The sequence below is a fragment of the Deltaproteobacteria bacterium HGW-Deltaproteobacteria-18 genome (genome assembly GCA_002841885.1).
Classification (GTDB): Bacteria; Desulfobacterota; Desulfovibrionia; order Desulfovibrionales; family Desulfomicrobiaceae; genus Desulfomicrobium.
Window position 1 is genome coordinate 41,357 of sequence record PHBE01000011.1, and the last position, 12,372, is coordinate 53,728.

11 protein-coding genes and 1 tRNA gene are annotated in these 12,372 nt (G+C 60.5%); 3 read left to right on the plus strand and 9 right to left on the minus strand.

The genetic code is table 11. From position 1 onward, the window contains the following. Window positions 1-88: 88 nt before the first annotated feature. The 9 genes from proB to CVU60_11295 all read right to left on the minus strand — a co-directional run bounded on the left by proB (window position 89) and on the right by CVU60_11295 (window position 7,885). Window positions 89-1,243, minus strand: a complete 1,155-nt coding sequence (proB, locus tag CVU60_11255) for a glutamate 5-kinase (GenBank protein ID PKN41312.1) — start codon at window positions 1,241-1,243, stop codon at window positions 89-91. Next, window positions 1,227-2,264, minus strand: a complete 1,038-nt coding sequence (locus tag CVU60_11260) for a GTPase ObgE (GenBank protein ID PKN41424.1) — start codon at window positions 2,262-2,264, stop codon at window positions 1,227-1,229. Before CVU60_11260 ends, proB begins: the two co-directional genes overlap by 17 nt. A 101-nt stretch (window positions 2,265-2,365) precedes the next feature. Beyond that, on the minus strand, window positions 2,366-2,632 hold the full coding sequence (locus CVU60_11265) for a 50S ribosomal protein L27 (GenBank protein PKN41313.1): 267 nt from the start codon (window positions 2,630-2,632) through the stop codon (window positions 2,366-2,368). 15 nt (window positions 2,633-2,647) lie between these two features. Continuing rightward, entirely contained in the window at window positions 2,648-2,959 is a 312-nt protein-coding gene (gene rplU, locus CVU60_11270; protein ID PKN41314.1) for a 50S ribosomal protein L21, read from the minus strand. Window positions 2,960-3,110: 151 nt separating this feature from the next. After that, window positions 3,111-5,747, minus strand: a complete 2,637-nt coding sequence (locus tag CVU60_11275) for a hypothetical protein (protein ID PKN41315.1) — start codon at window positions 5,745-5,747, stop codon at window positions 3,111-3,113. After that, the gene (locus tag CVU60_11280) at window positions 5,744-6,469 is read right to left on the minus strand and encodes an amidophosphoribosyltransferase (GenBank protein ID PKN41316.1); all 726 of its coding nucleotides are present in this window, start codon (window positions 6,467-6,469) and stop codon (window positions 5,744-5,746) included. Before CVU60_11280 ends, CVU60_11275 begins: the two co-directional genes overlap by 4 nt. Continuing rightward, window positions 6,463-7,023, minus strand: coding sequence for a flavodoxin family protein (locus tag CVU60_11285; GenBank protein ID PKN41317.1), 561 nt, complete (start codon window positions 7,021-7,023; stop codon window positions 6,463-6,465). Before CVU60_11285 ends, CVU60_11280 begins: the two co-directional genes overlap by 7 nt. Continuing rightward, on the minus strand, window positions 7,020-7,202 hold the full coding sequence (locus CVU60_11290; protein ID PKN41318.1) for a hypothetical protein: 183 nt from the start codon (window positions 7,200-7,202) through the stop codon (window positions 7,020-7,022). Before CVU60_11290 ends, CVU60_11285 begins: the two co-directional genes overlap by 4 nt. A 53-nt stretch (window positions 7,203-7,255) precedes the next feature. Beyond that, entirely contained in the window at window positions 7,256-7,885 is a 630-nt protein-coding gene (locus CVU60_11295) for an MBL fold metallo-hydrolase (protein PKN41319.1), read from the minus strand. Here CVU60_11295 and CVU60_11300 point away from each other — a divergent pair. The 3 genes from CVU60_11300 to CVU60_11310 all read left to right on the plus strand — a co-directional run bounded on the left by CVU60_11300 (window position 7,866) and on the right by CVU60_11310 (window position 12,356). Further along, the gene (locus CVU60_11300) at window positions 7,866-10,460 is read left to right on the plus strand and encodes a hypothetical protein (protein ID PKN41320.1); all 2,595 of its coding nucleotides are present in this window, start codon (window positions 7,866-7,868) and stop codon (window positions 10,458-10,460) included. The two genes, CVU60_11295 and CVU60_11300, sit on opposite strands and share 20 nt — an antisense overlap. Before the next feature lie 41 nt (window positions 10,461-10,501). Further along, window positions 10,502-10,577 (plus strand) — tRNA-Asn (locus CVU60_11305). A gap of 699 nt (window positions 10,578-11,276) precedes the next feature. Beyond that, window positions 11,277-12,356 carry a transporter gene (locus tag CVU60_11310; GenBank protein ID PKN41321.1) on the plus strand — a complete coding sequence of 360 codons (1,080 nt, stop codon included), beginning with the start codon at window positions 11,277-11,279 and terminating at the stop codon, window positions 12,354-12,356. Window positions 12,357-12,372 lie beyond the last annotated feature (16 nt).

The window sequence follows — 12,372 nt, forward strand, 5'->3', positions numbered from 1 at the left end:
CCCGCCTACGCGGGAATGACACCGGGAAGGTGCGCATATTTGAGACTTGGCTTCACAAAAAGAACTGCATTTGGATTATGTTGACACCTTAAAGGGTGCTGTCCAGCACCATGTTGTCGCGATGCACAACCTCTTGATGCGGGCAGGGCCCCAGGATTTTCTCGATCTCGGGGCTGCTCAGGCCCTGAATCTTGCGCAGTTCGGCAGCCTTGAAGTTGATCAGTCCAACGCCCACGGTTCCGCCGTCGAGACGGCCGATCCGGACCAGGGCTCCCATGCCGAAATTTCCGTCCACCCCGACGACTCCGGCGGCCAACAGGCTCTTGCCCTTGCTTGTCAGGGCGCGAGCAGCACCGTCATCGACCACGACGGTTCCGACCGGGTCCAGGTGGTAGGCCAGCCAGAACTTGCGGCCCGAGAGCATCTTCTGGGTCGGTGCGATCCAGGAGCCCAGATCTTCGAGATCGAACACGCGCTCCAGCACGTGCTTCTGACGACCCGAGACGATAAGCGTCGGGACACCGATGCTCGCTGCGCGACGCGCGGCCATGAGCTTGCTGAGCATGCCGCCGGTTCCGGCTCCGGTCTTGCCCCGGCACATGGACTGCAGATTGAGATCGGAAATGTTTTCGATGCAGGGCACAAAGCGGGCGTCGGGATTTTCCAACGGATTGTCGTCGAACACGCCGTCAGCGGAGGTCAGGTTGATGATCACATCTGCCCCGACCAGGTTGGCGACCATGGACGACAGGGCGTCGTTGTCGCCGAATTTGAGTTCCTGAACGGCCACCGTGTCATTCTCGTTGACGATGGGGATGACCTTCCAGTCCAGCAAACGGTACATGGTGTTGCGGGCGTTCAGGAATCGCTCGCGACTGCGAAGGTCGTCCTTGGTCAAAAGGACCTGCGCCGTGATCTTCTCGTAGTGCGCAAAAGCCTCGTCATAGCTGTGCATGAGGCGGCTCTGGCCCACGGCCGAGGCGGCCTGCTTGTGCACCATGCAACCGGCGGCCTTGTCCGCGCCGAGAACGCAGCGACCGGCAGCCACGGCCCCTGAGGTCACGAGCACGATCTCAAGGCCCCGGTCATGCAGCCCCGCGATCTGGTCGGCCAGGCGGTTGACCACGCGCGGGTCGAGGCCCTTTTCCGTGGTCAACACTGCGCTGCCAATCTTGATGATGACCCTTTTGGCCTTCTCCAGAATCCGGCGACGCTGCTCGCGCCAATCAGTCGATAGTTCCATGTTCGGTTTCATCCTTGACGGTCTGCAGATGCAGGTCCCACATGGCATCCAGCACCACGTCCACTCCGGTTTCATCCAACGCCGACATGAAGTACACCTTGAGTCCAAGCTGGTCAAAGGCGGCCCGCACCTCGGCCAAGCGCTCTTCATCAACCAGATCGATCTTGTTGATGACACGAAGCTGAGGCTTCTCGCCAAGCGCCGGATCGAACATGCGCAGCTCGTCATCAAGTATGTGGAACCCGGACAATGGGTCATCCACATTCACATCCTCGATGCTCAGGATATGAACCAGAAAGCGGGACCGCTCCACGTGGCGCAGAAAGGTGTGACCCAGACCCTGCCCCGTGTGTGCGCCTTCGATGAGGCCGGGAATGTCAGCCACGACCAGCTTGCGTTCGTGTTCATCGATGACCACGCCCAGGTTGGGTGACAGCGTGGTAAACGGATAGGCCGCGATTTTAGGACGGGCCGCGGAAATACGCGAAATGAGGGTCGACTTGCCCGCGTTGGGGAGCCCCAGGAGTCCTACATCGGCAAAGACCTTGAGCTCGAGGCGGATGTATTTTTCCACCCCCGGCTCTCCGGGCTGCGCGAAACGGGGCACCTGCATGACGGAGGACTTGAAATGGGCATTGCCCTTGCCTCCGCGCCCGCCTTCGGCCACGACGATCTCCTGGCCGTCTTTCGTGAAGTCGGCGATGAGCCGCTCCTGACCGTCCACTTCCTCGAAAACCTGGGTGCCCACGGGCACCTCGACGACCCTGTCTTCGCCGGCGCGGCCGTAACACAGCCGCCCGCCACCTGGCTTGCCGCTCTCGGCTTCCTGTATGGATGCGTGACGATAATCGTAAAGGGTCAACAGGTTGTTGTTGGCGCGCATGATGATGTCACCGCCCTTACCCCCGTCCCCTCCGTCGGGCCCGCCCCTGGGCACGTATTTTTCCCGACGGAACGAAACACTGCCCTGACCACCGCTTCCGGAACGGATGATGATCTTGGCCTCATCTACAAATCTCATGTTCTCTCCAAGCCCGGGGCGCATGACCGCCGGACAGCAAAAAAAGCCGCCCAAGAGCACTCTCTTGAAGCGGCTTGAAAAAGGCTTGTGCTGGACAAGACCTAGACAGCAGGAACGATATTGACCCTGGTCTTGACCTTGTTCTTGCGGGTATACTTTTCAAACTTCACGACTCCGTCGATCAGTGCGAAAAGAGTGAAATCCTTGCCCACGCCAACGTTAACGCCGGGATGAACCTTGGTGCCATGCTGACGCACAAGAATGTTGCCCGCCAAAACCGTCTGGCCACCGAACTTTTTCACGCCAAGTCGCTGACCGGCACTGTCGCGACCGTTGCGTGAACTACCACCTGCTTTTTTATGAGCCATTATTTCCTCCCGACACTAGGCCTGAATGGATTTCACTTTCAGGGTTGTATAATCCTGACGGTGACCCTGGGTTCTACGATAATCCTTGCGGCGTTTCTTTTTGAAAATGATGATCTTCTTGTCACGACCATGCTCAACCACTTCGCACTGTACGGCTGCGCCGTCGACGAATGGCTGGCCGATCTTGACGTCGGCGCCTGTTCCGACAAGCAGGATCTTGTCCAGAGTGAGCTCTGAACCGGCCTGCACGTCAAGCTTGGCTACCTTCAGACTGCGGCCTTCTTCCACACGAAACTGCTTTCCGCCCGTTTCCACGATTGCAAACATCTTGCGTCCTCCAAAATATTGAACGACGTGGCTACCTCTTCCGAAGCGCCCCGTCAAGACTTTCATAACGCTATAAAGCCGTCCGGAGCAGGACAGCTGTCGAGAGGGAGGATGCAAATAAAACGAAACCCGAGGAGCGTCAACAAAAACTTCAAGAACACCAGGTTCCGAGTGTCTCGACCAGATCTTGCAGGCTGTAGGGTTTGGACAGATGGTCGTTCATGCCCGCTTCCAGGCTCTTGCGCTGGTCCGATTCCAGGGCGTGGGCGGTCAGGGCGATGATCGGCACGCTCAGCCCCATGGCCCTGATTTTCCTGGTGGCCTCGAGCCCGTCCATGACTGGCATCTGGATATCCATGAGCACTATGTCGAAAATCTGTCCGGCCGACAAAACCTCGACCGCATCCCGCCCGTTCTCGACCAGATGCACGTCCTTCACGTTCAGGCTGCGCAGCATCTTCATCAGCAAACTTCGGTTGAACGGATTATCCTCGGCCGCCAAAACCCGGAGGCGTCCAAAAGAACGCTCGTCGGCGACAACGGCTGGAAGCGGCCGCGCTGGGGCGGTTGCGGCCACACTCATGTCCAGAGAGAAGGAGAACGTGCTGCCCTGACCGACCGTGCTTTGCACGGTGATGCCGCTGCCGCCCAAAAGGCGCACCAGGCTGTTGGCGATGGTCAGGCCCAGTCCTGTGCCCCCGTACTCGCGGGTCAGGGAGCCATCCGCTTGCTCGAAGGAAATGAAGATCCCCTGCTGCCGGTCCGGAGAAATGCCAATCCCGGTGTCGCGCACGGAAAAACAAAGCGCGGTCTTGCCTGCCGCGCCCCTCTCCCCGCGTACGAGAAGCTCCACGCCGCCGTGTTCCGTGAATTTTATGGCGTTGCCGACCAGGTTGACCAGAATCTGCGTCAGCCGCCCGGAATCCGTACTCACCACCTGTGGCAACCCGGAAGTGACCAGACTCAGGTCAAGCCCCTTTTTCTGCGCCTGATCGCTGAACATGGTCTGCACGCGCGCAAGCAGTTCGCCCAAATCGACATCCTCGGGCACGATGCGCAGCATGCCGGCCTCTATCTTGGAAAAATCGAGAATGTCGTTGATAATGACCAGAAGACTCTCGGCGCAGACCCGAATTCCCTGCACGCAGTCCGCCTGTTCAGGATCAAGTCGGGTCCTGGCCAGCAATTCCCCGTGGCCGAGAATGGAGTTCATGGGCGTACGGATTTCGTGACTCATGTTGGCCAGAAACATGCTTTTCGCCTGGGATGCGGCTTCCGCTCTGCGCCGGGCATCGACAATTTCTGTGACCTCGATGACGCTGACGATCATGCCGCCGAAAACCTCCGCGCCAAGGACAGGCTGCATGCGCACCACGAGGGCCATGTCCCGGAACGACTCCAGCTGGATTTCCCGCAGCCGGGTCCGCGGATTTTCCTGCAAGGCGCGCAATCCCTGCGCCATTTGCGCCCCGAGGATCCCGTCTGGAAAGAGGTCCCAAACTTTCAGCCCCAAAAGCCCGGCGGCTTCGATACCCAGGATACGGCACAGACTCTCGTTGACCTCAAGCACGCCGCCGCGCTCGTCAGTCAGGGCAACGCCTTCATCAATCCCGAAAAGCAGCGACTCGAGCCGCGATTTTTCCTGCAGAAGTTCGCGCTCGGCCTGCTTGCGCTGAGTCACGTCCATGAACACTTCAAGAATCAGGGTTTCGCCCTGCAGGATGACCGGAATGGAACTCTTGATCACGTCGAGCGTTCGCCCTTCCAGGGCGCGCATGCGCACCTCGTGCTCGAACTCGACCCGGGGCTGTCGTTCGGGACCATCGTCGTGCGCGCGTTCATAGAACATGTCCCACGGGACGCGGCGTTCGAAAAACCAGCCGGGTTCGATATCAAGGAGGTTGGTCGCGGCAAGGTTGACCCGGCGAATGATCCTGTCCTGGCCCAGAATGGCGATGCCTACCGGCAACGCCTCCAGAATCCTTTCCATGCCCGCGTTGGCCTCCACCACGGCCGCGCCGTCTTTTTCCCGCAACTGGAGCATTTCCGCAAATGAAAGCATGATGCGCACGCACAGCGTGACCATGCCCGCCACCAAAATAATGACCAACCCGCAGGTCATGGCCAGGAGCCGGTTGGCGTTGGTCTGATGAGCCTCGATGGCTCGGGCGATCCGGGCCCTGATGTCACGCTGAAGAATGTCGGCCGTTATCGCCGCCTGTCCGAACAAGACCTCGGCCTGTGCATGGACGGCCGCCATATCGGAATCCGGCCCCTCTGCTTTCGATCCATCCAGGGCATGCAGCAGATTGCGCACCATGAAGTGCCCTAGATCCGAAATCTCCTGCACCACGGGAACGAGCTTCGAGGCCTCTTTCAGGAGCTCTGGAGGCATGGGCCGGGCCAGACGTATTTCCTGGTCCGCAGCCTGCCCGTCAGAATCGTCCGCGCCAAGCACGCCACCCTGATGCATCACGACCAGAGCTCCCCGCGAACGCATGAGCGCCCTGTCGATCCCGGATTCAAGCGCAAAGAGCCCGGACAGGTTCGAGACGGCAGGCAGGCGGTCAAAACCCAGACGGGCCGAGCTCATTTCAACGCGAAAGGTCTGGACCAGGTCCAGCTGAGCCTGCTCGGCCTTCATCAGCAGCTGATGTTCCCGGATGACCCGGTAGCGGTAGGCTTCCTTTACCCCCAATGCGGCAACACCCAGCAGCATGAGCACCAGCAGCCCCAATACCCGCCGCTGGTTGGCATGCCCCAGATTTCTGAAAGAAAGATTCTTCATACCGCCCTGCCCAGAAAAAAAATGTCCACGCGCCGCGCTTTGGCGGCAAGACAGGCCTTTGCGCAGGCCGTCAGGGTCGCGCCAGTGGTCATGACGTCATCGACCAGCAGAACATGCTGTCCGGACAAATTGGTGGCCGCCTCGAAAGCGCCCGCGACGTTGCGATGCCGCTCGGCCCGGCCCAGACTTGACTGGGCCCTGGTATCCCGGGTCTTGCGCAAACCAGAAAGAAGAGGGGCAAGGCCGATGACCTTGCCAAGCATGCGCGCCAGTTCCACGCTCTGATTGAAGCCGCGATCGAGCACTCTTGCGGGCAGCATTGGCACGGGAACGATACAATCGGGGCAGGGCAGACAGTGCCTGCCCCAGGCCTGACGGACGAGGTCGCCCAGCAGCAGCCCCAGGCCGTGGTCATGGTTGAACTTGTGCTGGTGAATGAGATCGCGCAGCGCCCCGGAGTAGGGCCCATGAAAAGCCACGCCCGACCATGGGGGCTTGCCCAGGCGGCAGCTCAGACAGGAATATGCAGGGGTTGCGGAGTCTTGGTAGCAGGTTCCGCAGTCGGGGCAATAGCCACCGACGCGAGGGGCAAGGAGCTCCCGGCAATCCGGGCAAAGAGGAAAGTCGGTCGCGTGTTCGAGCACAGCCGCACAAAATTGACAGCGTCGACCGGCCACATGCAACACGGCGGCAAGCCCGCGCGCAAGCCTCGCCCCTACCATCCGCTGCTCCCGGCCAAGTCACGCACGGCGTCCACGGCCGCACTATCCCGCGAAAAATCATCTGCGCCGTCCAGACCGCGCAGAAAAAGTGCCTGTTCGATGCGAAAATCAAAAATCCGCAGGAAATAACGCAAAGTCGGCATGATGCCCGTGAAAAGGTTTTCACCACGCGTCCGCCCCGCCACCAACACGATGTAGGCCCGGCGTTCGGCCCCCGGCGTCCGCAGACCGTTTTGCCTGGCCATGTATCTGGACTGGGAACGGTCGATCCAGGCCTTGGCCTGACTTGGCAGATGATAGAAATAGACAGGTGCGGTCAGGACCAGTCCGGAGGCATGGTCAAGCCGCGAAAAAAGCTCTTCCGCCCCGTCCGCGCCAATCCTGCACAGGCCGTCTTCGGAGCAGAACCCGCATCCAGTGCAGGGCTCCATCCGGTGATCGCGCAAAAAAACGGGACGGGAAGGCCTGGCGAGGCTACGCGCGAAAAGAGCGGCGGCATGATCGCTGTTTCCGCCCGCCCGGGGGCTCATGGACATGATCAGGGGTTCGTTCATGAACGTGGCTTGCGAACGAATTCCGCCCGCACGAACTCGCCGACTTCGCTCAGGCTCAAAATCCAGTCGGTTTCCACATAGAGGGCGTTCTCAAGCTGGGGCACCACGGCCGGCTTGACCCAAAACACCTGTTTGTCCGTACGGCTGAAACGCAGCTGCCAACTGGCATCCACTCCCACGTGTCAGCACTTGTCCCGGAAATCATGTTCGCCTTCGGGGATCATGGCCACTCCTAACGGGTGAATTCGGTAAAAAACGGATTGTTGAGCTTTTCCTGGCCGACCGTGGTTTCGGGTCCATGACCGGGATACACCACAGTCTCTTCGGGCAGGGTGAAAATGCTGGCACGCACTGAGCGGAGCAGCTCCCGCTCCGAGCTTCCGGGAAAATCGGTGCGCCCGACTGATCGGTAGAAAAGCAGATCGCCGACGAAAACAGCCCCCAGTTCCGCGAAATAAAAGGACAGACTGCCCGGGCTGTGGCCGGGGGTGGCCAGCACCCGGCATGTCGTGCCGAGCAGAGGCAATTCGCCCTCCTCCAGTGGTGTGAACGAAAAGGACGGCGTGCGCGGGAAGCCCATCATTCCACCGCCTCCAAGTTCGGTTTCAAGGAGAAATCCATCCTTGGCGCTGGCCATGACCGGAAGTCCTGAGGCCGTGACCAGGTCCGCGTTGCCCTGAATATGATCGAAATGCAGGTGCGTGTTCAGGATCGCGGCCAGACTCACCTTTTCGGAAGCAAGAAAAGACAGGATCTCCTGCGCCTCTCCGCCCGGGTCGATGACCACGGCCTCACGGTCCGAGTGCACGACGTAGCAGTTGGTATCCAGCGGTCCAAGCGGCATGACGGTAACTTTGAGCATCAATTCCTCCCTAAGGAAACTTTTAAGCGCAAGATGTAGCCAGCTTCGGCCCAAAACACAATTCTGCTTTCTGGACAAGGATTCCGCCATGAGGCAATGGCTTCAAAAACACCCGGGGTCAATTATGAACACGGCCACTTCCATCGAGACCGGTACTCTGCGAAGACAAGACATCATCGAATATGAGCCTCTGCTCAAGACCGCCCTGAGGGCCATCGTTCCCTTTTCATCCTACAGCCTCGTGTTTCCGGCCAAAACCCCCGAAGACATGGAAGCGGACCCGCTGCACCCATTTGGGCGCGCGGCCCTGGAGAACGATCGCCTCTCTCTGCCCCTGACGCATTCGGACAGGCTGCTCGCGATCTTTGAAGCCAGGGGGGTGAACCCGGAGGAAACGGCCCGGGCCCTGCCTTTTCTGCCGCACATGGCATCTTTGTGCCTGGAGCAGATCAAAATTCGCAAATCGACCATCACCGATCCCCTGACCGGCCTCTTCAACCGCCACTGCATGCACCAGGCCCTGATCCGGGAGATTTCCGGCATCGTCGGCTCCATCATGCCCGGTCCCGAGGCCATGGCCGACGATTCCCTGCAGGGTCACAGCGCCTGTTTCGGCCTCATCGTCCTGGACCTCGACCGCTTCCGCCAGATCAACGACAATTTCGGACACAATTTCGGGGACAGAATCCTGGTTCTGGCAGCGGAGCGTCTGCGCGCCGCCTGCCCCAAGCAGACCCTGGTCTGCCGTCTGGACGGGGACTCCTTCGGCGTTCTCTGGCCGCAGGCCTCCCGCGCCAAAATGAGTGAACTGGCGTTGAGCCTCGGTGCCGAACTGGCCCGGGTCACGGCGCGCTTCACGCCCCTGCGTGAGGATGTCGCCGTTTCGGCCAGTATCGGATACGTCAACTACCCGCAGGATCTGCAGGGCGCGCAGTTCCAAAAGGCTCCCGAGGAGCAGGCCTGGCTGATTCTGGAGAAGGCCGAAAAAGCCCTGAGCACCGCCAAGGCCGGCGGCCGCTCCCAGATCTATTCCTTCCGGCAGATCCTCACCCAAGGCGGCGTGGTCCTTGATCTGATGCCCATGAACCGCCTGGTCATAAACCTCGGCCGGAGCATGGATGCCCACGAAGGGCAGCGCTTCCTGATCTGGTCCCGCAAGTTCAACGGCAGCGAGACCATTGTCGGGACGCAGGGCGACACGATTTTCGGGCACTACCCTCCCATGTACAAGGCCGAGGTTTCGCTGATCGAGGTTCAGGACGAAATGTCCATCGCCGAGGTGCTGGTGCAGAGCGATCCGAACTGGACCGTGGAGAAGGGCGACAAGCTGACCCTGCTCGACGACCACGCCGGACGCATGGAGCAGCGCGAAGTCCAACCCGGCGACCGCACCCCGCAAAAAGACCCCCTCACTGGCCTCTATCCCTACCGGGATTTTCTGCAGGCTTGGCAAGCCGTGCGCGGCCAGACAAAGAGTTTCTGCATGGTGCTCATGCGTCTGGAAACGCCCCATGCCGAACGCACGCCCATGGACAAGATGAAGGAAGAGCAATTCTTCCAGACCCTCGCCGGTCGGGTCGAGAGCCTGTTCGGGCCGGAAGCCCTGGGCGGACGGTTCAGCGTGAATTGCATCATCTACCACGTGCCGGGTCTGGATCAGGAAGAATGCCTGCGCATCGTGCGCGAACTGCTTGAGGACGAACGCTTCGCGGGGCTGGAAAAATCCGTCGGCATCGCGGCCTACCCGTTTCTGGACTATACGCGCTCCGACATCCTGGAAAATGCGCGCAAGGCCCTGGATCACGCCGAATTCCTGCAGGATGAGAGAATCGCCTGCTTCGACTCCGTGTCGCTGAACATCAGCGCCGACCGCCTTTTCGCCCAGGGCGAAACCTACGACGCCATCGCCGAATACAAGAAAGCCCTGAGTGTCGACGAAGGCAACCTGCTGGCCCGCAACTCCCTTGGAGTCTGCTATGCAAGACTGAACAAATACGCCACGGCCAGGACCATTTTCCAGGACCTCATCGCACTCCATCCAGACCACATCATGCCCCTCTACAATTACGGCTGCGCCTGCCTCAAGGATGGGGATCCAGGCGCCGCCCGGCAGGCCTTCGAGCAGGTGCTGGCCATACAGCCCGACCATGTCTACGCCATGATCCGATTGGGGCTCATGGCCGAGGAGGAAGGGGATTTCGAACGGGCCTGGAACCTCTATGAACAGGTCCGGGCCATGTCCGACGGAGATAATCTCGCCTCGACGCACAACCTGGCCTACCGTTACCTGGCCAGACTGGCCTTTCGCCGCGACGACCGCGACACGGCCCGCGAATACCTGCACCAGGCCATTACCGCCAACCCACAGGACGCCCACTCCTTCCATCTTCTGGCCACGATCTATCTGGAACGCGGCGACGATCCGGAAATCGCCGAGTCCCTGGCCCGACAGAGCGTGCATCTGAAATCCGACGCCCCGGCCTTCTGGGAAGTGCTGATCACAGCCCTGGAGCAGCAAGGCAAGATCGAGGAAGCGAACCAGACAAAAATTCGCGCCTTGGCTCAAACCAGTTGACAGAGCAGCCCTCTTTGCCTAAAGAGGCTCCTCACGCGCATTCCCCGGTAGCTCAGCTGGCAGAGCAGGTGGCTGTTAACCACCGTGTCGGCAGTTCAAATCTGTCCCGGGGAGCCAGATTTTTTTGAAGGCCCTTCACTCGAAGGGCTTTTTTTGTGCCACAACGCATCCCCCCGCTCCGACCTGCCGATAAACCGCGCCTGTTCCAAGCTAAAGCCTGGATTCCCGCCTTCGCGGGAATGACGCATAGACGTTCCGCACAGATTGCCTGACGCAGTACCGTGGCGGGGAGGGTTGATCCGGGCAGGGGGCCTCGACTGTCTGGCCGAGCCTGGCATCGTTGGCGAAATCGTTGCCCCTCGCGTTGCTCCGTCCGTATGCCCCACACGCAACGATTCAGCCGTACGAGGCCCGCAAGGGAGTTTCGAGGCGACCTGGCCGGAGCAACCCGCCCTGCCTCTCAGACCAGACGAATAACCACGCCTTTTTCCAACCAATGCCTGGATCCCCGCCTTCGCGGGGATGACGCATAGACGTTCCGCACAGATTGCCTGACGCAGTACCGTGGCGGGGAGGGTTGGTCCGGGCAGCTGGCCTCGACTGTCTGACCGAGCCAGGCATCGTTGGCGGAATCGTTGCCCCTCGCGTTGCTCCGCCCGTATGCCCCACACGCAACGATTCAGCCGTACGAGGCCCGCAAGGGAGTTTCGAGGCGACCTGACCGGAGCAACCCGCCCTGCCTCTCAGACCAGACGCCCCCTTTACCCCAAAATCGACACTTGCCTTCAAGCCGCTCATCGGTCCATGATGGAGATCATGAAAGCCTCGCAAAATCCCGCTCCACATACTGTATCCTCCGGTCGCGCCGATCATGGCAGAATCGTCGAGGAGGGCTCGGCCTGTCTTGATTCCCTCCAGCTTGAACAACTGGAGCGGGAGTTCCGAATCTGGGCCAAAGACTCCAAACGCGCGGACGTGACCTTATCCCGCAAACGCATCCTGCTCATCTTCCTGCTCATCCGCCACACCGGAGCCAAACTGCACGAGGTCCTCGACCTGAACCCTCAGGCGGACATCGACCATGACGGCCTGATCGTGACCTTCGGCAAGTCCATGCCGGACCAGGTCAGGTCCGTACCTCTGGCGCACGCTCTGGCCTTGGAAATTCGGGACCTCTTTGCCGACGAGGCCTTTCGCCACGCGGCCGGTCAGGCACTGAGCGTTGACCCGGCCTTCGTTCGACGCAAGTTCTATGAGCGGGCCCTGGCCTGCGGCTTTCCAAAAAACCTTGGCAGCCCGGAGATGATCCGCAAATCCAGGGGCGTGGAACTGATGCAGTCCAACATGCCCCTGCCCGCCGTACAGATGTATCTCGGGCACTCCACGCCCAACCTGACCTCCGCCTACGTGTCCTTTTCCGAAGACGAGATCCGGGCCATAACCTCGTCCTTCCTGCACCGTGAAAGCCACCGCAAGACCAGCGCGCGCAATTCCTTTTTCGGAAAAATCACGGCCATCCGTCCCGCCGAAATTCAGGCCGAGGTGGAACTCACCACCCTTGACGGCCAGAAAATCTCTTCGGTCATCACCCTGGACAGCCTGCGCCGCCTGGGCCTCAAGACCGGGCGACTGGCCACGGTGGAGGTCAAGGCACCCTGGGTGACCCTCTACAAGACCGACAAAGAGCCCTTGTGCACGGCTGAAAATCGCATTCCTGGCGTCATCACCCGCATCAAGCGCAGCCGGATCAACACCGAATACGTGCTGCGCATCGGCCCGGACACCGAACTGTGCGTCATCACGACCACTGGCAGCCTGCGCCGTCTTGAACTGCAGGAGAGGGATTCCGTCTGGGCCGTTTTCGGCAGTTACGCCACCATTCTGCGGGTCGACTGACCCGTCCACGGTCGCA